At 36.1% G+C, this 25,650-nt stretch carries 25 protein-coding genes and 3 pseudogenes; 24 read left to right on the top strand and 4 right to left on the bottom strand.

The window, feature by feature from the left end:
• Nucleotides 1–229: 229 nt before the first annotated feature.
• Entirely contained in the window at nucleotides 230–748 is a 519-nt protein-coding gene (locus AB1280_RS07125; RefSeq protein WP_429755372.1) for a DinB family protein, read from the bottom strand.
• Between the two features lie 191 nt (nucleotides 749–939).
• Between AB1280_RS07125 and AB1280_RS07120 the strand changes: the two genes are divergently transcribed.
• The 5 genes and pseudogenes from AB1280_RS07120 to AB1280_RS07100 all read left to right on the top strand — a co-directional run bounded on the left by AB1280_RS07120 (nucleotide 940) and on the right by AB1280_RS07100 (nucleotide 3,764).
• Nucleotides 940–1,074: a YuzL family protein gene (locus tag AB1280_RS07120; RefSeq protein WP_090911455.1), complete on the top strand. Its 135-nt coding sequence runs from the start codon at nucleotides 940–942 to the stop codon at nucleotides 1,072–1,074.
• 173 nt (nucleotides 1,075–1,247) lie between these two features.
• On the top strand, nucleotides 1,248–1,646 hold the full coding sequence (locus AB1280_RS07115; RefSeq protein ID WP_429755371.1) for a BlaI/MecI/CopY family transcriptional regulator: 399 nt from the start codon (nucleotides 1,248–1,250) through the stop codon (nucleotides 1,644–1,646).
• A pseudogene (locus AB1280_RS07110) lies at nucleotides 1,643–2,680 on the top strand (M56 family metallopeptidase). The gene AB1280_RS07115 and the pseudogene AB1280_RS07110 overlap by 4 nt, the downstream one beginning before the upstream one ends.
• A complete protein-coding gene (locus AB1280_RS07105) occupies nucleotides 2,638–3,315 on the top strand; it encodes a hypothetical protein (RefSeq protein ID WP_429755370.1) in 678 nt (225 codons plus the stop codon). The pseudogene AB1280_RS07110 and the gene AB1280_RS07105 overlap by 43 nt, the downstream one beginning before the upstream one ends.
• 251 nt (nucleotides 3,316–3,566) lie before the next feature.
• Nucleotides 3,567–3,764: a hypothetical protein gene (locus AB1280_RS07100; RefSeq protein WP_429755369.1), complete on the top strand. Its 198-nt coding sequence runs from the start codon at nucleotides 3,567–3,569 to the stop codon at nucleotides 3,762–3,764.
• Between the two features lie 159 nt (nucleotides 3,765–3,923).
• On the opposite strand, the gene AB1280_RS07095 is transcribed toward AB1280_RS07100, so the two are convergent.
• The 3 genes from AB1280_RS07095 to AB1280_RS07085 form a co-directional block, all read right to left on the bottom strand.
• Nucleotides 3,924–4,088, bottom strand: a complete 165-nt coding sequence (locus tag AB1280_RS07095) for a hypothetical protein (RefSeq protein WP_272189935.1) — start codon at nucleotides 4,086–4,088, stop codon at nucleotides 3,924–3,926.
• Between the two features lie 145 nt (nucleotides 4,089–4,233).
• Nucleotides 4,234–4,671 (bottom strand): ABA4-like family protein, encoded by a 438-nt coding sequence (locus AB1280_RS07090; protein WP_429755368.1) that lies wholly within the window; start codon nucleotides 4,669–4,671, stop codon nucleotides 4,234–4,236.
• A gap of 33 nt (nucleotides 4,672–4,704) precedes the next feature.
• Entirely contained in the window at nucleotides 4,705–5,598 is an 894-nt protein-coding gene (locus AB1280_RS07085; protein ID WP_429755367.1) for a hypothetical protein, read from the bottom strand.
• Nucleotides 5,599–5,707: 109 nt separating this feature from the next.
• Between AB1280_RS07085 and AB1280_RS07080 the strand changes: the two are divergent.
• The 19 genes and pseudogenes from AB1280_RS07080 to AB1280_RS06990 all read left to right on the top strand — a co-directional run.
• Nucleotides 5,708–5,934 (top strand): annotated as a pseudogene (locus tag AB1280_RS07080) (SDR family oxidoreductase); the annotation flags it as partial.
• 347 nt (nucleotides 5,935–6,281) lie between these two features.
• The gene (locus AB1280_RS07075) at nucleotides 6,282–6,851 is read left to right on the top strand and encodes a dihydrofolate reductase family protein (RefSeq protein WP_429755366.1); all 570 of its coding nucleotides are present in this window, start codon (nucleotides 6,282–6,284) and stop codon (nucleotides 6,849–6,851) included.
• Between the two features lie 1,055 nt (nucleotides 6,852–7,906).
• Nucleotides 7,907–9,055, top strand: a complete 1,149-nt coding sequence (locus AB1280_RS07070) for a serine hydrolase domain-containing protein (protein ID WP_429755365.1) — start codon at nucleotides 7,907–7,909, stop codon at nucleotides 9,053–9,055.
• Between the two features lie 463 nt (nucleotides 9,056–9,518).
• Nucleotides 9,519–9,968 (top strand): DUF6376 family protein, encoded by a 450-nt coding sequence (locus AB1280_RS07065; protein ID WP_429755364.1) that lies wholly within the window; start codon nucleotides 9,519–9,521, stop codon nucleotides 9,966–9,968.
• 306 nt (nucleotides 9,969–10,274) lie between these two features.
• Complete coding sequence (locus AB1280_RS07060) at nucleotides 10,275–10,862, top strand: DUF2441 domain-containing protein (protein WP_429755363.1); 588 nt, start codon at nucleotides 10,275–10,277, stop codon at nucleotides 10,860–10,862.
• A 118-nt stretch (nucleotides 10,863–10,980) separates the two neighbouring features.
• Nucleotides 10,981–11,190, top strand: a complete 210-nt coding sequence (locus tag AB1280_RS07055; RefSeq protein WP_429755362.1) for a hypothetical protein — start codon at nucleotides 10,981–10,983, stop codon at nucleotides 11,188–11,190.
• Nucleotides 11,191–11,675: 485 nt separating this feature from the next.
• Nucleotides 11,676–12,068, top strand: coding sequence for a GtrA family protein (locus AB1280_RS07050; RefSeq protein ID WP_429755361.1), 393 nt, complete (start codon nucleotides 11,676–11,678; stop codon nucleotides 12,066–12,068).
• 254 nt (nucleotides 12,069–12,322) lie between these two features.
• Complete coding sequence (locus AB1280_RS07045; RefSeq protein WP_429755360.1) at nucleotides 12,323–13,054, top strand: ABC transporter ATP-binding protein; 732 nt, start codon at nucleotides 12,323–12,325, stop codon at nucleotides 13,052–13,054.
• The gene (locus AB1280_RS07040; protein WP_429755359.1) at nucleotides 13,051–14,070 is read left to right on the top strand and encodes an ABC transporter permease; all 1,020 of its coding nucleotides are present in this window, start codon (nucleotides 13,051–13,053) and stop codon (nucleotides 14,068–14,070) included. The genes AB1280_RS07045 and AB1280_RS07040 overlap by 4 nt, the downstream gene beginning before the upstream one ends.
• Nucleotides 14,071–14,173: 103 nt before the next feature.
• Nucleotides 14,174–15,330 (top strand): annotated as a pseudogene (locus AB1280_RS07035) (RNA-guided endonuclease InsQ/TnpB family protein).
• A 155-nt stretch (nucleotides 15,331–15,485) separates the two neighbouring features.
• On the top strand, nucleotides 15,486–16,139 hold the full coding sequence (locus AB1280_RS07030; RefSeq protein WP_429755358.1) for a TetR/AcrR family transcriptional regulator: 654 nt from the start codon (nucleotides 15,486–15,488) through the stop codon (nucleotides 16,137–16,139).
• 4 nt (nucleotides 16,140–16,143) lie between these two features.
• Nucleotides 16,144–17,112 (top strand): YbgA family protein, encoded by a 969-nt coding sequence (locus AB1280_RS07025; RefSeq protein ID WP_272187906.1) that lies wholly within the window; start codon nucleotides 16,144–16,146, stop codon nucleotides 17,110–17,112.
• A 213-nt stretch (nucleotides 17,113–17,325) separates the two neighbouring features.
• Nucleotides 17,326–18,471, top strand: coding sequence for an acyl-CoA dehydrogenase (locus AB1280_RS07020; RefSeq protein ID WP_272187905.1), 1,146 nt, complete (start codon nucleotides 17,326–17,328; stop codon nucleotides 18,469–18,471).
• Between the two features lie 14 nt (nucleotides 18,472–18,485).
• Nucleotides 18,486–19,823: an acetyl-CoA carboxylase biotin carboxylase subunit gene (locus AB1280_RS07015; protein WP_429755357.1), complete on the top strand. Its 1,338-nt coding sequence runs from the start codon at nucleotides 18,486–18,488 to the stop codon at nucleotides 19,821–19,823.
• 28 nt (nucleotides 19,824–19,851) lie between these two features.
• The gene (locus tag AB1280_RS07010) at nucleotides 19,852–20,067 is read left to right on the top strand and encodes an acetyl-CoA carboxylase biotin carboxyl carrier protein subunit (protein WP_429755356.1); all 216 of its coding nucleotides are present in this window, start codon (nucleotides 19,852–19,854) and stop codon (nucleotides 20,065–20,067) included.
• Between the two features lie 21 nt (nucleotides 20,068–20,088).
• The gene (locus AB1280_RS07005) at nucleotides 20,089–21,000 is read left to right on the top strand and encodes a hydroxymethylglutaryl-CoA lyase (RefSeq protein WP_429755355.1); all 912 of its coding nucleotides are present in this window, start codon (nucleotides 20,089–20,091) and stop codon (nucleotides 20,998–21,000) included.
• Between the two features lie 4 nt (nucleotides 21,001–21,004).
• Nucleotides 21,005–21,793 (top strand): enoyl-CoA hydratase, encoded by a 789-nt coding sequence (locus AB1280_RS07000; protein WP_272187901.1) that lies wholly within the window; start codon nucleotides 21,005–21,007, stop codon nucleotides 21,791–21,793.
• A 2-nt stretch (nucleotides 21,794–21,795) separates the two neighbouring features.
• Nucleotides 21,796–23,337, top strand: coding sequence for an acyl-CoA carboxylase subunit beta (locus tag AB1280_RS06995; RefSeq protein ID WP_429755354.1), 1,542 nt, complete (start codon nucleotides 21,796–21,798; stop codon nucleotides 23,335–23,337).
• 244 nt (nucleotides 23,338–23,581) lie between these two features.
• On the top strand, nucleotides 23,582–25,525 hold the full coding sequence (locus AB1280_RS06990; RefSeq protein ID WP_429755353.1) for an AMP-binding protein: 1,944 nt from the start codon (nucleotides 23,582–23,584) through the stop codon (nucleotides 25,523–25,525).
• Nucleotides 25,526–25,650: the final 125 nt, after the last annotated feature.

Raw genomic sequence — 25,650 nt, 5'->3', positions numbered from 1 at the left:
ACATATACTTTCAGTGAAGATATACAACTTCTTTAGGAAGATTGTATTTAACTAGAGTACTAAAAAATTTTACTTCAACAGAATAAGGCAGATCATCATTCAAAATAGATGAATGATGATCTGCCTTATTTTGTCTGTATTTAGAATTCAAATTCCTCTAATAAATATAAATGTTTAGATATTCAGTTGCAATTGCTTATTATATATTTTTGTTTATAAAAAATAAAAATTATTTATTTTCTCCATACATTGCATACAAATAAAAAATATAATCAGTCGAAGTTCCTGTATAACCTAGCTGTCTTAACATAGCCGTTATATTCCCGCGATGATATGTCCCATGATTCACAACATGTTGAATCAATTCAAAGGCGTTCGTGTCTAATCGTCCAAAGTGAGGATGTTCAGGTGAAATGACTTTCTCAAAGTTTTCTTCACGGGCGAAAAAACCTTGATAATCTTCGGATAAAGTAAAAAATAATTGTTCCATTTCTTGAAGAGTTGTATCTTTTATTTTTTCTGTAAGCTGTATGGCAGATGTCTTCATCTCATCAAAAGGTTTTCCTAATAAAGTACCTAGCCAGATTGTATCAGCAATATACATATGTATAAACGTTTGTGAAATAGTAGGGAATACACTTTGTATTTTTGTAGACCAAACGTCCCCTGGTAATGTCTTTAAGTGTTCAAAAAGCCTTTTGTTAGCCCAAACGTGATAATTATAAGTTTGTAAGACAGAATGCTTCATTAAAAATTCCTCCAGTTTCAGTTGAATTCAAATTATAAAGAAATAGCTTACTTTAAATATACAACCAACGTTTATGACTTTCCTGTTAGAAACTATGAAAAAGCGGTTTATTAAGAGAAAAGGGGGATCTTTTCCTTTGCCCTGTATAGTTTCACGTCTCAAAGCAAAAAGTAACGTTGGAGGTGAGCAAAATGGGTCGAAAAATTAAACAGGATCCTTCAAGAGCAGGTCTTGGCTCTTCTCAAGTTGAAGGTCAAGGAACGACTACGAGCGAAACAGGTTCCGCTAAAGTTCCTTCATCAAATAAGAGGCAAAAACGTAGTTAATTATAATTAGTTATTTTTTCGTTGTTGAAAAAGCTTTTATGTTAAACAAGTGCAATTTTAAGATGAAAATTGCACTTGTTTTCATGCCCAAAATATGGTTGACAATATCAGACTACAAACGTAATATATTTATTAGACTACATTTGTAATATCAGAAAGGAGAAAGCATACATATGAAAGAAATTCCTAAAATATCTGAAGCTGAGTTGGAAATAATGAAAGTTCTTTGGTCAAAAGCGCCTCAAACAGCAAATGAAATTATTAAAGATCTTGAAGGGAAAATGGACTGGAGTCCAAAAACAATCCGAACGTTAATTAACAGGTTGGTGCAAAAAGAAGCGATATTGGCCCATCAAGAAATCGGAAAAATGTATACATATATTCCTTTAGTTTCTCAAGATCATTATTTGCAAGTAGAAACAAAATCATTTCTTAAACGTTTTTATGGTGCAGCATTAAAACCACTACTTGTAAACTTCTTAAAGGAAGAAAAGCTTTCTCAAGAAGAAATTAATGAACTTAAGCGTATTCTTGATGATAAAAGTGAAGCTGATCGAAGAAAAGAACGATGAGTATAGAAATTTTAAATAGTCGACTTATGCATGTTTTCAATTGGATATTTGAATCTTCATTAATGGCTAGTATTTTAGTTGGAATCATTTTATTTATTAAACTTGTGCTTAAAAACAAGTTAACGCCAAGATGGCAGTATATAGTATGGATTATCGTTATTTTTCGGTTACTTTTACCGTCTGCACCTTAAAGTTCGTATAGTATATATAACGTCTTCGTACCTAATCGTGAGATTACTCCTACTGTCAATGTTTCTAATGTGAATTATGAAAAGACAAATATTTCCGGTGAAGCAGTCACTATTGAAGGGGGAAAAGGGTCATTTAACCAATCAAAATCGCAACATACAGATTACATTTCAATTTACAAAATTGGATTATATGTGTGGTTGTTTGGAGTTGTTGGTTTTGGAGGTTTTATGATCGTATTAAACAAACGTGTTTATAAGTACATAAAAATACAACCCCTTATTACTGATAAAAGAATTATGAATCTTTTTGAGCAATGTAAACGTACAATGTCAATTAAACGAAATATTCCTATAGTTGTATCTGGTAACATTTCAAGTCCAACAGTTCTTGGGTTTATAAAACCGAGAATCTTGTTATCTGAAAATCATATGAGAACGCTAGATGATGATCAACTGCGTTTTATTTTCTATCATGAATTAGCACATGTGAAACGAAAAGACGTTGGCATGAATTGCTTGATGAATAGTTTACTTATTTTGCATTGGTTTAATCCAATTCTTTGGTATGCATATTACCGAATGCGCGAAGATCAAGAAATTGCATGCGATGCACTTGCACTTACATATATCGATTTTAAACAGAGAATTGATTATGGGTATACAATTATCAATCTATTAGAAGACTATTCAGATCGTTATCAGATTCCTAGCTTAGCAAATTTAACAAGGAACAAGCTGGCACTAAAAAGGAGAATTGTGATGATTAAACAATTTCAAAAAAATCGTATTGTTGGTCGCTATTGGGGATTACTGCTGTTATTTCCATATCAGCGATTTCATTAGTGAATGCAGAAGAACCTACTCAAAAAGCTAAAAAGTTATTTGGAGAAAATCAAAACGACAGACAAATAAGTATGGATGAAGAAGCACCAGATCCTGGACTTAGTATCACAGATATTTCGAAAAAAACAAAGAAAGAGCGCCATACCGTTGTCTTACCAACAGAAACTCATCGTAGTTTATTTAAAGAGGTATTTTGGAATCAATCGAAAAAAGGAGAATTTTACAAAGGGCAACTTCAAACAAATGATATTGATATTGACCAATCTTTTGCAAACGAAACAATAGAAGTAAGTCCACTCCCTAGAAAATATAAAATGAATGCTTCTTTTAGTAGAAAGAACCCATGGCCAGTATTTACTTTAGGAAAATTGAAGGATGACAAGGGGAATACATATACATGGAAACAACCTTATCAAAACGAGCATCCCTATCAAGATCCTATATTACATTTGGATCATGTAGTGAATTTGCCAGATTTTGAAGGAGAAACTGCAAAAGTAGCTCTTCGTTTTATTTGGTTAACTGATGAAGGGAAATGCTACGGAGTTGGTGATAAGTTATTTATGTTAAAAAAACAAGAAACATTGACTGTAAAAGATGAAGAATATTCAGCATTGCCACCTGTAACAAAATAAGATAAGAATGAAATTCTCTAAAAGAAGAGAGTATTGATTGGTAAGATAAAGAGCGTATGTATACTATTATTTCGTGTTAATAGAGAGGTATTTTCAAGATGATTTTCCAAAAAAATAATTATCCATAATAGACTGTGTGTAAACAGAGTCTATTTTTATTTGCGTGATTCTTCTGGGATGAAACAACTATATTTACATCAAAATGATAAAACATATTATTTTTGTACAGAGCAAGAATGTAATGTAGTGTAGTGTACTTTAATGAAGAACAGCAAGTATTTATCAAAAACGATCTTAAAGTTCCTCTTTTTCAAAAAGATATAGAAGAAGATGTGCCTGCTTATTACTGCTTTAATTGGACACGAGCACGTATTCGTGAAGAAATAAAGCAAACTGGTAAGAGCCAAGCTGTACAAGAGATATCAATGCATATTAAAGATGCGAAGTAAATAATCCTCAAGGATCTTGTTGTCTAGGAAACGTATCTGCGTTTATAAGGCAAGTTGAAAAATAGTATGATTAACTTCCGCTAACATTAGTTATGTGAATGAAGCAAAAAATAGCTAGAGCTCGTAGTAGTTATATATTTCAACTCTAGCTATTTTCGTTTATTCAGAATCAATAAGGTTAACAGCCCTAATTTTCATGTCAGGTTGTTGAGTTAATATTTGTTGTTTTGCTTCTTTAACATCACTCGCTTGTACTTTTTTGTAATATACAACTCCTTTAGGACATTGATATTCAACATTATAGTCTTTCTGTTTAGAGTCCATTTTTATTTCTCCTTACATTATGTGAATTTTTTAGGGACTATCTCTTTTGATGTTTTATATATATTTGTTAAAAATATCTTCTTATAATATCTCTACTTATAAAAAGCTCAAAAAGAACGTTATACTTTCGATAGCTTACTTAGTTTTATAAAGTTATCTTGTTCCGTTTCCTTACCTGCCGTAGCACAAGATAACATAACAACCCAAGCGGGCCGAACATTAGGATAAGGAATAAGAGTATAGACTGCAACGGTATAGATACATACCGATGTTCCATGTTATCCCTATAAACGTAATGGCCGATTGCCTGATCGAAACAAAGTAAATGAAGCCAGACGAGTAAGGCAAAGTCCGATTTGGATAACAGTCGGATGACACCCTCCGCTGACCCGAAATCTTGAACGAATCCAAAGCCTGATTCTACGATAACCATGATGATCCCAATAGCATAAAGTGTAGCGAGATACATAGGAAAAATGGCTATGCCCGCGAGAAACCTTGTGACTCGCCACGTCGGTAACAGTATCAAAAGAAGCCAGAGCAGTATAGCTATGCCCGCAAGAGCAAACAACTTTTCATACATCGTTATAATTCCCCTCTCCAGGAAAATATTGTTTTAATTTCTATGTGATGATGGATTGGCAGACATCGGTTTCGGTCTCAGCAGTTTAAATACAGCGGAAACGAATATGGCAAGCCAAATGAGCAGCATGGCGCCAGAAAGAACCGGCAGCACTGTCAGTTCAAAAACGGAACGTCCGAGGATGGTTTGTAAACCAATCAGTACGATGGAAAGTGTCCAGGCGAAACTTCCAAAATGAATTCGCCGCAGGGCATGCCTACTACATGTATATGCCCGCTCCGATACCCATCCTAGCAACGTTAGTGCTTGCAAAGCATGAAAGCTGAGCCCATGAAGGACAATTAAGTTTCCTGTCTCGCCCACATATCGGCTTTGCAGCGCGATCATCCATATTCCTGAGGAAAAGGCAATAATGGCCGAGAAAAGTGCATAGCGGATGCCCAATACTAACAGCGGACGTTCATTCGTCTGTCTTTTGCGATAAAACGGGATGGCAAGCAGTACTGTTACGATGATGATCAATAGCGAATCAAGTCCGAACAAAGTGCCGGCAATCGAATCGATAGCAGAGCCGGCACGCGTAAACCGTGGATTAATCCCGCGAAAATGCTGGATTGTTTCGACCGCATAGGCATATAGAGTTGTCAGTGTGAAAGTCCAACGAATAGCTGCCCGTTTGCGGGAACTCAGCCCTGCTATCGGTAAAATGGCTGCTATGGACAAAATAAACAATGCGATCGCGGCATTGAAAGAAAACGCTCGCTCCAAGTCGCCTTCTGGAAAAACGATTGTCCCGTATAGTCTGATATATACCGCAATACCAACTGCAAGCACAAAGCCAAGCATGCTAATAATTACGAGCAGATTTTCTCCATCAAAGAGCTTCATCCCCGGCACTGTGTCGATCTTTTGATTGCCTGCCTTCATCAATTGATCATTCCTTTCTCATGATTTCTTTTAAGGGAAATGACTTTCATATTTTATTAACAAATAAATAAAATATGAATAAAAAAGGCAGCACTGTTACTACTTGGGTGAAACAGAGGACTATGCAAAATTAAGTGCAATTGATCATGACATGAACAGCATCTATCAAAGTGTGTAGGAAAACCAAAGGATATTGCACAAGCATGTCTTTATTTAACAGTTAAAGAAAATGATTTTGTTACAGGTAGTAACCTTGTTGTAGACGGTGTTTCCTCTACGAAAAGCTTCCAATACAAGGTAAAGCAAGTAAAGGAAGGGATTAGCTATAAAACCTAGTCATACATTTATAAAGAAAGAGTAGCTATCTTTCCATTTTGATATATCAGCGCTTTCTTTATTTTCTTACCGAATAGAACTTTATTACATGTGAATTTGAAATAAAGTTACGATGTTTATCAAAAAGATGCGATGCTCTATCCTTTGGAGATGGTAATCTAAAGGGATGTTTTTATAGTGAAAAGGAAAAGAACAGCTGATTTTGAGTGACGATAAGTTGTTACGTTAAAGGGCAGGATAGTGTAATAACATTAGTAACTTTATTCAGAAATAAATACTGTAAATAATGAAAATATAAAAAATTGGCGGGAGAAACAATATCTAAATGATTAAAGGGAGGAAGAATTATGCCAAATAACGCAAGAGCAAGAAGAATCATTTTAGATTTAGCAGTTACTTTAGATGGTTTTATTGAAGGGGAAAATGGGGAAGTTGATTGGTGCATCATGGACTCTGAGATGGGGTTTATTCATTTTTTAAATCAAATTGATACTATTTTATATGGAAGAAAAAGCTACGATTTATGGGGACAATTTACTCCAGAAATTGAAGATACTAGTACTGAAAAGGAAATTTGGCGGTCGGTTCATAATAAGAAAAAATATGTGTTTTCCAGAACGCAAAAAGGAACTGATAATAAAGCAATATTCATAAATAATAATATTTTTGAAGAAGTAAATAAACTAAAGAATAAGCCTGGTAAAGACATCTGGCTTTATGGCGGAGCGAGTCTTATTACAACTTTTATCAATTTAGGGCTTGTTGATGAATTTAGATTATCTGTTCACCCTGTTATTTTGGGAGAAGGAAAACCGTTGTTTATTGATATAAAACAGAGGTTGAATTTAAAAATGGTTCATACAAGAACGTTCTCCTCTGGTGTTGTGCAACTAATCTATCATTTGAATGGGAATTAATAATATTGCACATTCCAAAGATAAAATACAATAAATATCATTAAGAAATACTCGATAGTAATTGTCACTTTGTCAACAATAAGGCGCGATTCTTGAATAACATAAGTAGAGAATGATTAAATTCTTTTATAAAAATCCAAATATAAATCTGATAAGGAAGAATCCATTTTGATCAATCTTTTTTTAATGGGTTCTTTTTATTTATCGTAAAATAAGGGTTTGCAAGGTATTTTTGTTCAAACTTTATTTCAAAGCTACATCTTCGGGTTACTCGTATACAATTAAACTGTCTGTCATTTTAACAACGTTAGGAATGTTTCATACAGCACAATGTCATTTGTGTTGTATGGCAAGAAGAAAAATTACATTAGAAAAGAGCCGGAATTCCCCTTGTTAAGAATAAACCGATCCTATAATAGTTAAAGGACGAAAAAAAAGAAACATAGAAGCGAAAAACCTCTGTTTTTCTTTTTGATTAATATATAAATTCAAATTAAAAGCCTGACATAAACACCTTTTCTTTTTAGATGGTCGAGAGTGTCTGGCCAAGCGTAGAAGCGGTCAGGGCCTTTTTCCTCCACGTGCGAAGTTCAAACAAAGAGAGAAAGAAAGTAAAAGGTTATTTTTTGTTCAGCATGGCGGCGACTTGTGTGTTGGAAAGTCAAGTTGTAATTATATATTCATTGGAAAATATTCTCTTTCTACCCTGTTATAGAAGCTATTTTGAACGTAAGTAATTTGTAAGGAATGGGTAAGGAAAAAGAAAGTTTCATTGTATATGATAAAAATATAACGAAACGTGAAAGGCGGAAAAGATATGACGTATATATGAAAAGTAAACCAGTTAATAAGAGTGTTTCAAGGAAAAGAAGTAATTTCTAGGGTTAGCATACATGTGGAAAAAGAGGGGATTTACCGTTTGTTAGGACAGAATGGTGTTTGTAAAAATAACTAGTATGAAGATAATTACGAATTCAATGTTGAACTTTTGATATTAGTGGAGATGATAGCTGTGTGGTTAGTTATACAATATGAATAGAGGAGAGGAATGCTTTATGAAAATACGTAGTAAAATTACATTTGCAAGTCTGGCCCTTTTAATAGCTGGAAGTTCCCTGCTATACACATCGCCAACCTCAATTGTAAAAGCAGAAAATGTATCTAGTTCGTTACAAACAAGCACTCAAAGAGATCGTAATTCCGTCAAGCAAGCAATGAGGGATACATTGCAACTTGGAATCCCAGGGATACTTGCTAAAACTTCTGAGGATGGAAAAACGTGGGGTTATGCCGCTGGGGTAGCGAATTTGAGCACCAAGCAACCAATGAAAACAGATTTTCGCTTTCGCATTGGCAGCGTGACGAAGACGTTCATCGCAACGGTTGTACTTCAATTAGCTGGAGAGAACCGCCTGAATCTAGACGACTCCATCGAAAAATGGTTGCCTGGTGTTATTCAAGGAAACGGATATGATGGTAACCAGGTTACTATCCGGCAGATATTGAACCATACAAGTGGTATCGCTGAATACTTAAAGTCACCAAGCGTTGATTTGATGAATACAAAAAAATCATATACCGCTGAAGAAATAGTGAAAATTGGACTTTCTCTACCTCCAGACTTCGCCCCAGGAAAGGCCTGGTCCTATTCAAACACAGGATACGTGATACTGGGTATCCTTATTGAAAAAGTAACCGGGAACAGCTATGCAGAAGAGATTGAAAATCGGATTATTGAACCGCTTGAGCTGTCGAATACATTCCTACCTGGCAATTCAAGCGTTATTCCAGGCACCAAGCATGCCCGTGGATATGTCCAACCAGACGGAGCAAGTGAGCTAAAAGACGTTACTTATTATAACCCAAGTATAGCTAGCTCGGCTGGAGATATGATTTCTACTGCTGACGACTTAAACAAATTCTTCTCATACTTACTCAGTGGCAAATTACTGAAGGAACAGCAATTAAAACAAATGCTTACTACAGTTCCTACAGGAAGTGCTGAAATCAGTGGATATGGTCTTGGAATCTATGAAACTAAGCTTCCAAACGGTGTCTCGATATGGGGACACACAGGTAGTATTCCAGGGTTTATCACTCTTGTTGGGGGTACACTTGGAGGAAAGCATACGTTGGCCGTCAATTTGAACAGTATGGGCAAAGCTAACTTTAAAAATATTTTACTTGCTGAATTTAGCAAGTAGGCAAAAAGGAAAACCGGATAAATTTTGGGGTTTTTGGAATTCCAGCGGCAATCCAACGCTATTAAGCTAATAAAACAAAATCCTCCCTAAAAGTAGGAAAGAACGCTATGCTTATCGTAAACTTCTTACGATAAGCATAGCGTTTTTCATTTTGAGGGTATGATTTTCGCTTTGCTTGATGGGCATGTGATACTACCTCTATATATAAGCTCTTATTATACCTTCACTTACAAAACCTTACAAAAATGTAATATTAATGTAAGGTTATTGGATAGTTCATATACTATTTGGATGTAATAATGAAAGAATAAGAAATACACACCTAGAAAAAATATAATAGAACGAGGTAACTGTAAGATGATTTTAAAACTGTCATTTATCCTTTTTGGAGTTACTTGACGTTTACTTTCTAAATGTTAACAGTAAATAGGTGGATTTGTACGAATTTAGGGGAGATGAAGAGATGTCGATAAAAAAAGCTTTGTTATTCATGTTTATGCTGGTAATTGGTTTAACAGGCTGCTCTATGATTGAAGAAGGTAAGAATTCAATTAACTATGCTCAAAAGGCAATAGACTATGTTAATGAAATGAGTGCGTTTGCAAATGAAGCGCCGGGATTAGTAGAAAAATCAATCAACGATGGTGCCGCCCGCAAAGAATTAGAAACTAGACTCAGAGAAATCCAAAAGGATATTCCAACTTTTAATGAATTGACACCTCCTGATGTAGCAAAGGATATGCATCAGCAAATTGTTAGATATAATGAAAAGTTAAATGAATTAATTAATACAACTATGAAGAAGGTAGAAGAAGGAAAAATGGATGTAGAACAATTCAAAAACTCAGAGCTTATGCAGACAATTCAACAAATTCAAGACTTAAAAGATAAGATTCAAAATTTAGGTAAGTAAATATAGTCTGAAAAAATCCCGTTATATATAACGGGATTTTTTAATTTGAAGGTATAACAATCAGTTATTCACCAATTATTGTATATAAAAAACGATACTCCAAATAGGAGTCCCGCCACATCACTATCCAGCTAAGATAGATTTGTATCCACTTATTTTATTAATTGTGGTGCGTAGTCTTTTGTAGAGGGGATTCAAAAACTACCCTATTAAGGGGAAATTTTCCCCTTATCACCTCTATTTGTTGGTATAATATGGTGTATTGTATGATATAGCCAATACAATGAACATCAATAGGAGGCAGGCATGAAAGAGAAGTATGTTTATCACATTGTTACTAGGAAAAAAATGAATCTTGGGCAGATTATTAACTTTGACAAGAAGCAAAACAATACCTTATATCACTTCTTTTTTGAGAGGGAACAATTGAATGCTAAAGGTGAGGACTTCATTCAGATTTTACAAAATCATTATACAGATAAAGGCTTGAACTTGAATAAAGAAAATACTGAAGTAGCTATTAAATATGTAGACCAAACAATCAGAGCGATTAGAGAAGTGATAGTAGAAATGGTTAGACTACAAGAATATCCTGACTATCCTTCAAGGCTGTCTTGCTTATACGCTGCGAAAAACTATGAAGACGCTTTGAAATGGAAAGAATTATTTGATTCTTACAATCGGAACGTTTTGCAGATTGTTAAACTTCGAGTTATTGGGAATTCTTTTGAGGGAGATGGAAACCTTTTACCAAAGGAAGATGGGACTCCTTTTTCTCAAAAAATTGAACAGGCTAGAGAATATTGGAAGGGTAATGTGAAAAATGAGCTTCCCGAGCTTTTGATTAACGGAACAATTGAAGTGGTAGAAATTATTAATGATTTCTCAGCTTAGATTCTAGAAAAGTCTCATATATTTATTTGTAAAAAATTACGAATTAGAGATTGGTATTTCTTTGGACATTAGGAGAATCTTTAGAAATTGCTGTTTAGGAATAAAGGAGTGAATCAATATGAATCGAAAAATAAAAATATTAAAATACATTATGATTCTAATGGCTTGTCTTGCTGTATTTGGTACAGTTTTACCAAATGCATTAGATCCAAACGAAACAATGGCGGGTAAAATTTCGATTGCAACTTTTGGTACAATAGCTACTTGTTTACTATTTTCTATTACTTATTTTATTTTTAAAAAAGCTATTTTAAGAGGAGAAAAATAGTATGGGAAAAATTTATATAAATCCACTTTAATTTTTCGACATATAGGTTGCTGCTATGCAGAGAAAAAGGAAACTGTAATCGCTTGCTATCTCTGGTTTTCACTGCGCATGTGGCAGAAAAAGACCCTGATCGCTTCTATGCATGACCAGATGCTCTCGACCATCAAAAAAAATAGTTTTATGTCAGTTTTTTAATTTAGATTTATATAGAATTAGAAATTATCAAATAAGAAGCAAAAATGTAATTAATCTTATTGTTTCATGAGTTTGCTATGTAACGTAGTAAAGTAAAAAAGCCATTGGAATTATGCTTATTTATTCCAATGGCTTATTAAAATTAAAAAGTTCTCCCGTGCACTCTCGATATATATTGGATTATGATAACCTTGTATTAAGCATGCAATCTGTACGACTGTAACTTTCGTATGTTAGAAATCTCTTTATATGGTATAATATGGTTCAGTTTGCGCGTATGGAGGGGGACAATGAACAATAATTACAAACAAATAGCTAGATTTGTTTTGGTAGGATGTATGAATACATTAAACTATTGGCTACTTTATTTATTATTTACTCATGCTTTTCATTTTCATACTTTAACGGCACATAGTATAGCTTTTATTGTGAGTATGATTGGTTCTTTTTTTATGAATACATACTTTACATATAGAACAAAAGTAACATTAAAGAAGTTTTTCCAGTTTCCGTTAACTTACATTGTAAACTTTATCATTACGACAATTAGTATTTATGTTTTAGTTGATGTATTGAATTTTAATAAAGATATTGCACCTTTACTATCATCTGTAATTGCAATTCCTTTTACATTTGCAATATCAAAAAAAATATTAGTTACAAAAAAAGAAGCCGTTATGTAAAATTATTACAAAAAATTCTTCAGCATTTATGTTGAGGAATTTTTTTATTTTAAAGCGGTTCTTTAGTCTGCATTTCTTGGATTCTAATGGAAATTCATCTCGTTTTTTGTTTTGTTGAGTTTTCTTGTTGAAGATTACAAGCATTAAAGAAAAGGTGTTTGTAACTAACAATAAAAGAATCTTTTGACATTGATGATAATTAAGTTAAAATAAAAGTGAGTACTCACTCATTAAAATGAAGAGGAGGAAAATTTATGTCTCTAAAAAATGAGGCAGTATCGCTTAAAGGTGTTTCAAAGTATTTTGGAAAGAAACAAGTGATTCAAGATATTTCATTTTCTGTCCGCGAAGCTGAAATTTTTGGTTTAGTTGGCCCTTCGGGGTCTGGAAAGACGACTCTTATTAAGATGATTGCTGGTATTAGCGAATCGACATCAGGAGAAGTAACGGCACTGCAAACAATTATGCCGGATTTGAATGGAATGAAGCAAATTGGATATATGGCGCAAGCTGACGCATTGTATGAGGAGTTATCTGCTTATGAAAATGCTGATTTTATCGCGACAATGTATGGATTAAAGGGAAAACAAAAGAGAGAACGTATATTTGAAGTATTTGAGCTTGTACAATTATCTGAGGATGCCAAAAAGCAAGTGCAACATTTTTCAGGTGGAATGAAGAAACGCTTATCACTTGCTATGTCACTTTTACATGAACCAAAGCTTCTGATTTTAGATGAACCGACTGTGGGGATTGATCCTGTTTTACGAAAATCAATTTGGGGTAAGTTTTATGAGCTGAAAAGACAAGGAACAACCATTATAGTGACAACGCACATTATGGATGAGGCAGAGTTTTGTGAACGTCTTGGTTTAATTCGTGAAGGGAAGTTAATCGCAACTGGTTCTCCGATAGAATTAAAAGAGCGAACAACATCTGGACGTATTGAGGATATCTTTTTATTGGAAGGAGCAGTGGAACGATGAGAGTATTTGGAGTTGTTCTTCGTATTATTCGTCAGTTTTTCCGAGATAAACGGTCGCTTGCGCTTATGTTTGGAGCACCGATGCTTCTTCTTTGGCTGCTTGCACTTGTATTTACACAAAAAGACTACAAGCCTCATATTGCTTTAGTTGATGTACCGGCACCAATTGTAGACGCGATGAAAAAACAAGATGCTTCATTTTATGAATACGATAAAGAAAAGGCACAAGGTAAATTAGAAGATCAAGCAATTGATGCAGTAGTTACTGTAGAACATGGAAAAATGAAAGTAACGTTAGAAGGCAGTGATTCATCAAAAAATCGTGCGGTTATGCAAATTTTGCAAAAAAGTATGGAGAAAAAAGAAACGATGACTATGAAGCCAGATGTTTCTTTTTTACATGGATCAGCTGATTTTACAATGTTTGATGGATTAGGTCCGGTATTGATTGGTTTCTTCACATTTTTCTTTGTCTTTATTTTATCAGGAGTTTCATTTGTCAGGGAGCGTTTAAGCGGTACATTGGAACGTTTATTATCAACTCCAATTCGGCGCTGGGAAATTGTTGCGGGTTATATTATTGGATTCGATATTTTTGCGTTTTTCCAATCTGTCCTCATTGTTAGTTTTTCTGTGTATGTTCTTGATTTATATGTTGCAGGTTCACCGTGGCTGACGTTACTGATTACATGTATGCTTTCATTAACAGCATTAACGCTTGGAACATTTTTATCAGCGTATGCAAACAATGAATTTCAAATGATTCAGTTTATCCCATTAGTTATTGTACCGCAAATTTTCTTTTCTGGTTTATTTCCGATTGAGTCTATGAATAAGTGGTTACAACTATTAGGAAAGTTATTTCCATTAACATACGGTGCAGATGCGATGCGACAAGTTATGATTCGAAATCAAGGATTTAGCGAAATTGCTGGTGATCTTGGTGTTTTATTATTATTTGCGATTGTATTTACATTAGGTAACGTGTTTGCTTTGAAGAAGCATAGAAGAATATAATGGAAAGAAAAAAGGAGTAAGAAAACAGTAATTGATAACATGGACAAATATAGGGAAATATGGTAGAGGTACAGAAACACAACGTAGGTGGAGGTAAAGACTTATGAAAAGGGCATATTTAGTAGAAATTAATCCTACAACTGAACAAGTCAGTAAAATCCGCCAAACTATCGGGGTATGTAGATATGTATATAACCTGTACCTCTCTAAAAATAAAGAAGTCTATGAAAAAGAGGGAAAGTTTCTAAGTGGTTATGATTTCTCTAAATGGTTAAATAATGTCCATACAAAAGAGAACGATAAGTGGATAAAAGAAGTATCAAGTAAAGCCGTTAAACAAGCAATTATGAATGGAGAAAAGGCTTTTAAGGGGTTCTTTAAGGGTTTAGCTAAATTCCCAAGATATAAAAAAAGAAGAAGCAAGATGTAAAGTGTTATTTTCCTAAGAATAACAAAACAGACTGGACAGTGGAAAGACATAGAGTAAAAATCCCTAAACTTGGTTGGGTAAAGTTAAAGGAATACGGGTATATACCTAAAAACGCTATTGTAAAAAGTGGGGCAGTTTCTCAAAAAGCGGGGAGATATTATGTATCTATTCTGTGTGAAGTAGAGGAAACAAAAATAAATCCAAAACTGAAAGAAGCGGGGTTAGGGATTGATTTAGGGATTAAAGACTTTGCTACTTGTAGTGATGGGGAAGTTTACGAAAACATTAATAAATCAGTAAAAGTGAGAAAACTAGAAAAGAAATTAACCCGTGAGCAACGCTCTTTATCACGTAAATATGAAAACTTAAAAAAGAGAGGTGAAAAGTCTGTTACTAATAAAAGAGCGAATATAGATAAAAATATCCTTAGAGTACAAAAACTACATACAAGACTAGCTAATATAAGAGTGGAGTATGTAAAATCTGTTGTGAGTAAACTGGTGAAAATCAAGCCAACGTTTATTACAGTGGAGGATTTGAATGTAAAAGGTATGGTAAAGAATAGGCATTTGTCCAAAGCAATAGCACAACAATGTTTTTATACATTTCACACATGGTTATTGGCTAAATGTAAAGAACAAGGTATTCAATTACGCCAAGTAGATAGGTTTTATCCTTCTTCTAAATTATGTTCATGTTGTGGGTTTAAAAAGGTGGATTTAAAGCTATCTGACCGTTTGTATGAGTGCAAGTGTGGAAATAGAATGGACAGGGACTTAAATGCATCTATTAACCTTTTACGATCAAAAGAATATGCGATTCTAACCTAAAATAGGACGTATATATGTACGGTGGGCTACATCGGAATTAACGCCTGTGGAGAGTCATACAAACCAAAGTAGCGAGCAGTAGGCGAAATGGGGTTCATAGAAGCAGGAAAACTCTAAGAATAGACATTTGTCTATGTTTTTAGTAGCAGTATGTTATGAAAGAGGATTGGCTAGAAGAGTTAATTGCCGCCACAGGGACAGATAAGCGTAATGAACGGCAAATGCGCATTTTAGAAGCGGCAGTAGATATGTTTAGTGAAAAAGGATATTCGGCAACTTCAACAAGTGAAATTGCGAAGCGTGCTGGTGTAGCAGAGGGAACAATTTTTCGTTACTATAAAACGAAAAAAGATTTGTTGTTAGCGGTTGTGATGCCGACGTTAACGAAGTTTGCCGCTCCGTTTTTTGTGCAAACTTTTGCGAAAGAAATATTTGAAAATACGTATGATTCGTATGAAAACTTTTTACGTACGGTGATCCGGAATCGCTTTGAATTTGCGAGAAAACATTTTCCAATGCTGAAAATTTTAATACAAGAAGTACCGTTTCAACCTGAATTGAGAGATGAAATCCAGCAGTTACTCGCAAAGGAAATTTACGCTCGTTTTGAAAAAATTGTGAATCACTTTCAGGAGCAAGGACAAATTATTGCACTCCCAACACCAACAGTTTTACGATTCACCTTATCAGCTGTTATCGGCTTAATTTTAACTCGTTTTTTATTACTACCTGAAGAGAAGTGGGATGATGAGGCTGAGATCGAGTCTACCGTTCAATTCATTTTATACGGGCTAACACCTCGGAGGTAATCATATGAGACAATTTGTAAAACCAGCAGTTGTCGTAAGTAAATGTTTAGAATTTGAAGCATGTCGTTATAACGGTGATAAGCTGTCCGATGCAACAGTACGTAATCTACAGCCTTTTGTAGAATTTATTCCAGTTTGTCCAGAAGTGGAGATTGGACTTGGTATTCCAAGGGAAACAATTCGTATTGTGGAACATGATGGAACACAAAAATTAGTGCAACCATCAACGGGTGCTGATTTAACGGAGAAAATGCAGCAATTTTCAAATGTATTTTTATCTTCTATACCGGATGTGGATGGTTTTATATTGAAAAATAGGTCGCCAAGCTGCGGAACGCGTGATGTGAAAATATATGCTGGATTAGGAAAGGCACCCACAAAAGGCAAGGGCGTCGGGTTATTTGGTAGTGCAGTTTTAGCGAGGTTTTCACATTTAGCGATTGAGGAAGAAGGAAGATTGTCGAATTTTATCATTCGCGAACATTTTTTGACGCAACTATTTACAATTGCGCATTTTAAAGCGTTGAAGAAAAATAAAAACATGAAAGCATTAATTGAATTTCAGTCCGATCAAAAGTATTTATTCATGGCATATAATCAAACGAAGCAAAAAGAATTAGGGCGTATCATCGCGAATAAGGAAAAGTATTCGATTGATGAAGTGTTTGCAAAATATGAGGAGATATTGTACGTATTGTTAAATCGTACACCGCGGTATACATCAAATATCAACGTATGTCAGCATATTTTCGGGTATTTTAAAAATAAATTGAAGAAAGAAGAAAAAGATCATTTTCTTTCTTTACTCAGTAAGTATGCGGAAAAGAAAATACCATTAAGCAGTTTACTGATTATTTTAAAATCATGGGCAATCCGATTTGAAGAAACATATTTACTGAGACAAACATATTTTGAACCGTATCCAGAAATGTTAGTGGAAATCACAGATTCTGGAAAAGGTCGGGATTATTAAACAAAAAACTGCATAATTCGACTTTTTTATTCCTATGTTGTTGTAGAACAATGTAGGAATTTTTTTGTGCATTAGTACAGATTCTGTTTTACAATTAAATTGTGACAGAATTGTAGCAATCATCTTACTACTATTCATTCTTTTTTTAGAGTAAAGTTTGTACAATATACGCGCACGCTGTCGAAATAACGAATTCGATAAGGGGTGTGACAAATGGAATTTACTCTTACTAGAGAAAAACAAATGATCAAAGAAATGGTGCGCGACTTTGCTGAAAAGGAAATCGCTCCGAAGGCTGTGTATTACGACAAAACGGCAGAATTCCCATATGAAACGTTTCAAAAGATGGGCGAACTTGGTTTGTTAGGAATCCCATTCCCTGAAGAATACGGTGGTTCTGGCGGCGACACGTTATCATACGCACTAGCAGTTGAAGAGATTGGCCGTGCATGCGGTGGTACAGGATTAAGTTATGCGGCAACAATCTCATTGGGTGCTTCTCCTATTTATTATTTTGGTACAGAAGAACAAAAACAAAAATATTTAGTTCCAATGGCATCTGGAAAGACACTTGGTGCATTCGGATTAACGGAGCCAAATGCTGGGTCTGATGCTGGTGGTACACAAACGAAATCAGTATTGGATGGAGATGAATATGTCATTAGCGGTGAGAAGTGCTGGATTACAAACGCTGAGTATGCAAATACAATCATTGTAACCGCTATCAATGGCGTGGAGGAAAGCGGAAAAAAACGAATCTCTGCTTTTATAGTTCCGACAAATAGCGAAGGACTAACAATTTCTAGTCCGTACGATAAAATGGGCGTGCGTGCTTCCAATACATGTGAAATAGTTTTAGATGGTGTTCGTGTACCGAAAGAAAATATTCTTGGGGATGTAAATAAAGGATTTAAACAATTTTTATATACGTTAGATGGTGGTCGTATTTCCATTGCTGCATTAGCAGTAGGGATCGCACAATCTGCATTTGAGCGTGCACTGCAATATGCGAAAGAGCGCAAACAATTTGGTCGTTCTCTATCAAACTTCCAAGCAATTCAATTTAAATTAGCAGATATGGCAACAGAAATTGAATTAGCACGCAATATGGTGCATAAGGCTGCTTGGTTAAAAGATAATGATAAATCATTTGGAAAAGAAGCTGCGATGGCAAAACTTTTTGCATCTGAAACAGCAAGCCGTGTATCTAACCAAGCGGTGCAAATTCATGGCGGATATGGATATATGCGTGAGTATGAAGTAGAGCGTCATATTCGTGATGCAAAGCTATTAGAAATTGGTGAAGGTACTTCTGAAATTCAACGTCTCGTTATTTCAAGACATTTAGGATGTCGCTAAGGGGAGGGTTCACTATGTTTCGAAAAATATTAATTGCCAATCGCGGTGAAATTGCTGTTCGTATTATAAAAACGTGTGAAAAACTTGGAATTCAAACTGTAGCAATTTATTCAGAAGCTGATGAGGCTGCCCTTCATGTGAAGATGGCAAGCGAAGCGTATCCTGTCGGAGGACCACGCGTTCAAGAAAGTTATCTAAATCTTGAAAAAATTATTAAAATTGCAAAAGAAACAAAAGCAGAGGCAATTCATCCAGGTTATGGATTGTTGTCAGAAAACACAACATTTGCAGCTCGTTGTGAAGAAGAAGGCATTGTCTTTATCGGTCCTTCAAAAGATGTCATTGCAAAGATGGGAAGCAAAATTGAATCTCGTAAAGCAATGTTAGCGGCTGAAGTTCCGATTGTACCTGGTATTTCATCAAGTATTCCGACAGTTGAAGAAGCAAAAGAAATTGCAAGCCAAATTGGCTATCCACTTATGTTAAAGGCATCCGCTGGCGGCGGGGGCATTGGTATGCAAGTGATTGAAACTGAACAAGCGCTCACTCAAGCTTTTGAAAGTAATCAAACGCGTGCTAAAAATTTCTTCGGCAATGGAGAAATGTATATGGAACGATTGATTACAAATGCGCATCATATTGAGATTCAAGTTCTTGCTGATAAACAAGGTAATACGGTGTATTTGTGGGAACGTGAATGTTCGGTGCAGCGCCGTAATCAAAAAGTAATTGAAGAGGCTCCGTCTCCATTTTTAGATGAGGCAACACGCAAAGAAATGGGGGAGGTTGCAGTAAAAGCGGCGAAAGCGCTCGGTTATACGAATGCAGGAACAATTGAATTTCTTGTTGATGATGAGAAAAATTTCTATTTCTTAGAAATGAATACGAGATTACAAGTAGAACATCCGGTAACAGAAGAAATTACTGGTCTTGATTTAGTTGAGCAGCAATTGCGAATTGCATCAGGCGAAACCCTTTTGTTTACACAGAATGAAGTAAAACGTAGTGGTCATGCCATTGAAGCACGCATTTATGCTGAAGATCCAAAAACATTTTTCCCATCACCAGGGAAAATTACCTCCCTGTCTCTTCCAACATCAGTGCGCATTGATCATTTCTTAGAGGATGGTGTAGCAATTACACCGTTTTATGATCCGATGATTGCGAAAGTAATTGCACATGGGGAAACGCGAGGAGAAGCAATCCAAAAGCTACAAGCAGCTCTAGAAGAACTTAAAGTAGAGGGGATTAAAACAAATACGCCAATGCTTCTACAAGTTTTAGAAGATGAAGTATTCCAAGGTGGCATTTACACAACAAGCTTTGTAACAAAGCAGCTTGTGAAAAAATAAAAGTTACGAAATATAAAGGGGGAAATAAATGATGACAAAAGTATATGCATCGATGGCAGGAAATGTTTGGAAAATTGTAGTTGGTGTAGGAGATATAGTAGAGGAAGATCAAGATGTCGTCATTTTAGAATCTATGAAAATGGAAATTCCAATCGCTGCAGAAGAATCGGGCACAGTCATGAAGATTCTTGTGCAAGAAGGCGATTTTGTTAATGAGGGAGATGTATTGTTAGAAATCGAATAGTGAGAAACGGGGTGCAAGCGATTGAAATTACCTTCTTTTGCTTCTATTAAAGAAGTTGGACCGCGTGATGGTTTGCAAAATGAAAAGAAAATTGTTAGTACAAAAGATAAAGTGAAATGGATTTATATGCTAGCAGACGCAGGTCTTTCCTATATTGAAGTTTCATCTTTCGTTCACCCTAAATGGATTCCTGCTTTAGGCGATGCACAAGGTGTGTTTGCTGCGCTTGAGCGGAAACCGCATGTTACATATGCAGCTCTCGTTCCAAATCAGAATGGTTTGGAACGGGCGCTGTTGCAAGATGTAGATGAGGTGAACGTCTTTTTATCTGCTAGTGAAACACATAATAAGAAAAATATTAATAAATCGATTGATGAAGCACTTTCTGTTATTGAAGAGGTAACGAAACAATCATTATTTGTTGGGAAAAAGGTACGTGGTTACGTGTCGACTGTATTTGGTTGCCCATATGAGGGCGAAGTGAACGTTCATACAGTTGATGAACTTTGTAACAAATTGTTTTCATACGGCATATATGAAGTATCGCTTGGGGATACAATCGGGGTGGCAAATCCAGTACAAGTAGAGCGTGTACTAGAGCACCTACTTCCAAAATATGATTCTTCTAAGTTTGCGATGCATTTCCATAACACGTACGGCATGGCACTTGCGAATGTAGTAAAGTCATTAGAGTGTGGTGTTACAACTTTTGATAGTTCATGTGGTGGCCTTGGCGGATGTCCGTATGCACCTGGTGCATCTGGAAATGTTGCAACAAATGATTTAGTTCATATGCTTCATAAAATGGGTATACAAACTAACATAAACGAAGAAAAGCTATTACAAGCAACAAAATTTATCCAAAGCAAGCTAGGTACGCAGATCCCGAGTCATGTATACCGCGCTTTGGAACATAAAACAGTGAGTAGGTGATCTAATGTTACAGCTGCAAAATATTTCAGTTGATTATGTAACGCCTCATATTGTGAAAATCACATTAAATCGTGAAGGGCAAGCAAATGCTTTATCACTTGCTCTTTTAGAAGAACTACAAGATACATTAAGTCGCATTAACGAAGAAAACGATGTCCGTGTCGTAATGATTACAGGGGCAGGTACAAAAGCATTTTGTGCAGGTGCAGATTTAAAAGAACGTGCCAATATGAATGAAGAACAAGTGCGTGATGCGGTTGGAATAATTCGCTCTACTATGGATATGGTAGAACAATTATCGCAACCTGTTCTTGCAGTGATAAATGGAATTGCGCTTGGTGGCGGGACTGAATTAAGTCTTGCTTGTGATATTCGCATCGCTTCGGAAACAGCAAGTCTTGGTTTAACAGAAACATCGCTTGCGATTATTCCAGGAGCTGGTGGGACGCAGCGTCTTCCGCGTTTAGTTGGAATGGGACGCGCAAAAGAATTAATTTATACGGCTAGACGTATTTCGGCTGAAGATGCAAAGGAATACGGACTTGTTGAATATGTTACACCTGCTGAAGAATTGGAAGAAAAAGCAGTTGAAATTGCTAAAAAAATTGCAGCGAATGGTCCAATTGCAGTTCGCCGTGCAAAAGAAGCGATTACAAACGGGATGCAAGTAGACTTGCAGACAGGGTTACAAATGGAAAGGCAAGCGTATGAAGGTGTTATTCATACGAAAGACCGCTTAGAAGGACTACAAGCATTTCGTGAAAAGCGGAAGCCGATTTATAAGGGGGAATGAATATGCTAGATCAAAAACAACAATCTCGTACATTAGAAGAGCGTGTAGAAACGATAAAGCAAGGCGGTGCACCGAAATATCATGAACAAAATGCGGCAAAAGGTAAATTATTTGTTCGTGATCGTCTTGCGCTTTTGTTTGATAACGGTGAGTACGTAGAAGATGCATTATTTGCAAACTGTGAACGAGAAGGATTGCCTGCGGATGGAGTTGTTACCGCAACTGGTAAAGTAAATGGCCGCACTGTTTGTGTAATGGCAAATGATTCTACTGTAAAGGCAGGATCATGGGGGTCTCGTACAGTAGAAAAGATTTTACGTATTCAAGAAACAGCTGAAAAATTACGTGTACCGCTTTTTTATCTTGTTGATTCTGCTGGTGCGCGTATTACAGATCAAGTTGAAATGTTTCCAGGTAGACGCGGGGCAGGGCGCATTTTTTATAACCAAGTGAAATTATCTGGAAAAGTACCACAAATTTGTTTGCTATTCGGTCCATCTGCTGCAGGTGGTGCATACATTCCTGCTTTCTGCGATGTTGTAATGATGGTTGAAGGAAATGCATCTATGTACCTTGGTTCACCTCGTATGGCTGAAATGGTAATCGGTGAAAAAGTGACATTAGAAGAAATGGGTGGAGCACGTATGCATTGCTCTGTATCTGGATGTGGAGATGTACTTTGCAAAACAGAAGAAGATGCCATTTCAAAAGCACGTCAATATATTTCTTACTTTCCAAGCAACTACTTAGAGAAAGCTCCAATGACAGAACCTCAAGAACCGAAAGAATTCGAAAAAACATTAGAACAAATTATCCCGGAAAATCAAAATGCACCTTTTAATATGCACGATCTAATTAAACGTGTAATTGATGAGGACTCTTTCTTTGAAGTGAAAAAGCTATTTGCACAAGAACTTATTACTGGCTTTGCGCGTATTAACGGTATGTCAATTGGGATTATTGCGAATCAGCCTCGTATGAAAGGCGGCGTATTATTCCATGACTCTGCTGATAAAGCAGCGAAATTTATAACACTATGCGATGCTTACCACATTCCGCTTTTATTCTTAGCTGATGTACCAGGCTTTATGATTGGTACGAAGGTAGAGCGAGCTGGTATTATTCGTCACGGTGCGAAAATGATTTCCGCTATGAGTGAAGCAACTGTGCCGAAAATCTCTATCGTTGTAAGAAAAGCATATGGTGCTGGTTTATATGCGATGGCAGGCCCTGCATTTGAACCTGATTGCTGCCTTGCTCTTCCAACAGCTTCAATTGCGGTAATGGGACCAGAAGCAGCGGTAAACGCAGTGTATGCAAATAAAATTGCAGCACTGCCAGAAGAAGAGCGCCCAGCCTTTATCGCGCAAAAGCGTGAAGAGTATAAGCAGGACATTGATATTTATCGTCTTGCATCAGAGATGGTTATTGATGGTATCGTTCATCCAAATCAATTACGCACTGAATTGAAGCAACGTTTTGAAATGTATATGAGTAAATATCAAATATTTACAGATCGTAAACATCCAGTTTATCCAGTATAAAAATGAAAAAAACATAAAATCCTTTTCTTTTTAGATGGATGAGAACGTCTGACCGTGCATAGAAGCGGTCAAATCCTTTTTTTGCTACGTGCGGTGCAAAAACAAAGAGAGAAAACAAGTGTAGATCCCTTTTGCTTTACTTAGCAGTGGATCAGATGTTGAAACATCGAAATAAATTTATATATGAGTGAGAACGCCCTGCCAAAGGGTTTTCTTTTTCAAAAAAATTAAGGAGGGACAAATTGTGAAGCAAGCAGTTTGGTTTCCAACAGAGGAATATAAAGCAAACACACGCTTATATCAATGGATGCAATCACTTGGTTATGGTGATTATGAAACATTTTATGAAAAGTCTATTGAAGATCCAGCGTGGTTTTGGGAAGAAGCAGAGCGAGCTGTAGGGTATCAATGGATGCGGTCTTATACAGAAGTGTTAGATTTAGCAAACGGTATTCCATTTGCTAAGTGGTATGTCGATGGAACTTGCAATGTTGTTGAATCTGCACTATCTCGTTGGATTGCAGAAGATGATACGAAAACAAAGCAGGCTCTTATATGGGAAGGTGAAAACGGTACATCAAAATCATTTACATATGAAGAGTTAGATGATTGGGTAAGCCGGGTTGCAAATGGTTTAAAGCATTTAGGAATTGAAAAAGGAGATCGTGTAACCATTTACATGCCGATGATTCCAGAAACAGTAGTTGCCATGTTAGCTGTCATGAAAATTGGTGCAATCATGTCTCCTATTTTCTCAGGATTTGCTTCCGATGCAGTGATGACACGTGTACAAGCAGCGGGATCTAAAATGATTATTACCGCAGATGGATTTGCTCGCCGCGGTAAAACAGTTTCTTTAAAAGAGGAAGTAGATAAAGCGTGTGAGCATTGCCCAAGTGTTGAAAAAGTCGTAATCGTTCGTCATGCCGGAAATGAATTTACACCGCAGGATTATGATATTTCATGGAGTGTTCTTGAAAAAGACAAACCATTTACGCACGCAGAAGAAATGGAAAGTGACGACCCGCTTATGCTTATTTATACATCTGGTACAACTGGGAAGCCGAAAGGAACAGTACATACGCACGCAGGATTTCCGTTAAAAGCAGCATTTGATGCTGGTTTTGGTATGAATGTGAAACAAGGTGACCGTGTGTTGTGGATTACTGATATGGGTTGGATGATGGGGCCGTTTTTACTATTTGGTTCTCTTCTTAACGGTGCAACGATGGTTATATATGAAGGTGTTCCTGATTATCCAGAACCAGATCGTTTATGGGAAATGGTTGATCGTTATGAAGTAACGCATCTTGGTATTTCACCAACGTTAATTCGTTCATTAATGGCAAAAGGCGATTCATGGGTGGAGAAACATTCCTTGCAGAGTTTAGAAGTAATCGGTTCAACAGGTGAGCCATGGAATCCAGATCCATGGATGTGGCTCTTTGAAACAGTTTGCAAAAAAAGAGTGCCAATTTGTAACTACTCAGGTGGCACTGAAATTTCTGGTGGTATTTTTGGAAATGTCCTCATAAAACCAATTGCGCCAATTAGTTTTAACGCATCGCTGCCAGGAATGGCCGCTGTTGTATTAGATGAAAATGGTGTACCAGTTCAAAATGAAGTCGGAGAATTATGTCTTGAAAAGCCGTGGGTCGGTATGACGAAAAGCTTCTGGGAAGAAGACGATCGTTATGTAAGTACATACTGGTCCCGTTTTGAAAACAAATGGGTGCATGGTGACTGGGTATTATACGATGGAGAACAATATATTATTACAGGGCGTTCTGATGACACGTTAAATATTGCCGGAAAACGCATTGGACCTGCGGAGTATGAGTCCATTCTTGTAAAACACCATGATGTCGTCGAAGCCGGAGCAATTGGAGTTCCAGATGAAGTGAAAGGTGAAGTATGTCATTGCTTTGTTGTGTTACGTGAAGGCACTGTGTTTACACCAGAACTAAAAAAAGAATTACTAAGTCTAGTAAACACTCATATTGGGAAAGCATTGTGCCCGAAAGATATTCATGTTGTCGAAGATTTACCAAAAACACGTAATTCAAAAGTGATGCGTCGTGTTATAAAGGCAGCGTTTCTAGGAAGAGAACTTGGAGATTTATCTTCACTTGTGAATCCTGAGGTTGTGGCAAATATTCAAGGAATACAGTCGCAGAAACAATTGTAATTTTAATCATAGTAGTTATAAAAACAGTATAATTATACAATGTTACACATTATTTAATTATTAGTACATCACTTGTTGGAAAGTGGTGTACTTTTTTCTTTGTAGACTACTACACGGTTGCATTT

The sequence above is a fragment of the Bacillus sp. S10(2024) genome (assembly GCF_050473865.1).
In the GTDB taxonomy this organism is placed as follows: domain Bacteria; phylum Bacillota; class Bacilli; order Bacillales; family Bacillaceae_G; genus Bacillus_A.
Note: the sequence above shows the minus strand (reverse complement) of the source record. Positions and strands in the feature narration are given on the sequence as shown.

Coding starts and splice junctions, on each gene's coding strand:
- AB1280_RS07075 (WP_429755366.1), top strand. CDS start 6,282: ATGCCAAATAACGCAAGAGCAAGAAGAATCATTTTAGATTTAGCAGTT.
- AB1280_RS07095 (WP_272189935.1), bottom strand. CDS start 4,088: ATGGACTCTAAACAGAAAGACTATAATGTTGAATATCAATGTCCTAAA.
- AB1280_RS07025 (WP_272187906.1), top strand. CDS start 16,144: ATGAGACAATTTGTAAAACCAGCAGTTGTCGTAAGTAAATGTTTAGAA.
- AB1280_RS07045 (WP_429755360.1), top strand. CDS start 12,323: ATGTCTCTAAAAAATGAGGCAGTATCGCTTAAAGGTGTTTCAAAGTAT.
- AB1280_RS07060 (WP_429755363.1), top strand. CDS start 10,275: ATGAAAGAGAAGTATGTTTATCACATTGTTACTAGGAAAAAAATGAAT.
- AB1280_RS07000 (WP_272187901.1), top strand. CDS start 21,005: ATGTTACAGCTGCAAAATATTTCAGTTGATTATGTAACGCCTCATATT.
- AB1280_RS07010 (WP_429755356.1), top strand. CDS start 19,852: ATGATGACAAAAGTATATGCATCGATGGCAGGAAATGTTTGGAAAATT.
- AB1280_RS07125 (WP_429755372.1), bottom strand. CDS start 748: ATGAAGCATTCTGTCTTACAAACTTATAATTATCACGTTTGGGCTAAC.
- AB1280_RS07070 (WP_429755365.1), top strand. CDS start 7,907: ATGAAAATACGTAGTAAAATTACATTTGCAAGTCTGGCCCTTTTAATA.
- AB1280_RS07120 (WP_090911455.1), top strand. CDS start 940: ATGGGTCGAAAAATTAAACAGGATCCTTCAAGAGCAGGTCTTGGCTCT.
- AB1280_RS07020 (WP_272187905.1), top strand. CDS start 17,326: ATGGAATTTACTCTTACTAGAGAAAAACAAATGATCAAAGAAATGGTG.
- AB1280_RS07040 (WP_429755359.1), top strand. CDS start 13,051: ATGAGAGTATTTGGAGTTGTTCTTCGTATTATTCGTCAGTTTTTCCGA.
- AB1280_RS07090 (WP_429755368.1), bottom strand. CDS start 4,671: ATGTATGAAAAGTTGTTTGCTCTTGCGGGCATAGCTATACTGCTCTGG.
- AB1280_RS07115 (WP_429755371.1), top strand. CDS start 1,248: ATGAAAGAAATTCCTAAAATATCTGAAGCTGAGTTGGAAATAATGAAA.
- AB1280_RS07050 (WP_429755361.1), top strand. CDS start 11,676: ATGAACAATAATTACAAACAAATAGCTAGATTTGTTTTGGTAGGATGT.
- AB1280_RS07055 (WP_429755362.1), top strand. CDS start 10,981: ATGAATCGAAAAATAAAAATATTAAAATACATTATGATTCTAATGGCT.
- AB1280_RS07065 (WP_429755364.1), top strand. CDS start 9,519: ATGTCGATAAAAAAAGCTTTGTTATTCATGTTTATGCTGGTAATTGGT.
- AB1280_RS07015 (WP_429755357.1), top strand. CDS start 18,486: ATGTTTCGAAAAATATTAATTGCCAATCGCGGTGAAATTGCTGTTCGT.
- AB1280_RS06995 (WP_429755354.1), top strand. CDS start 21,796: ATGCTAGATCAAAAACAACAATCTCGTACATTAGAAGAGCGTGTAGAA.
- AB1280_RS07085 (WP_429755367.1), bottom strand. CDS start 5,598: ATGAAGGCAGGCAATCAAAAGATCGACACAGTGCCGGGGATGAAGCTC.
- AB1280_RS07030 (WP_429755358.1), top strand. CDS start 15,486: ATGAAAGAGGATTGGCTAGAAGAGTTAATTGCCGCCACAGGGACAGAT.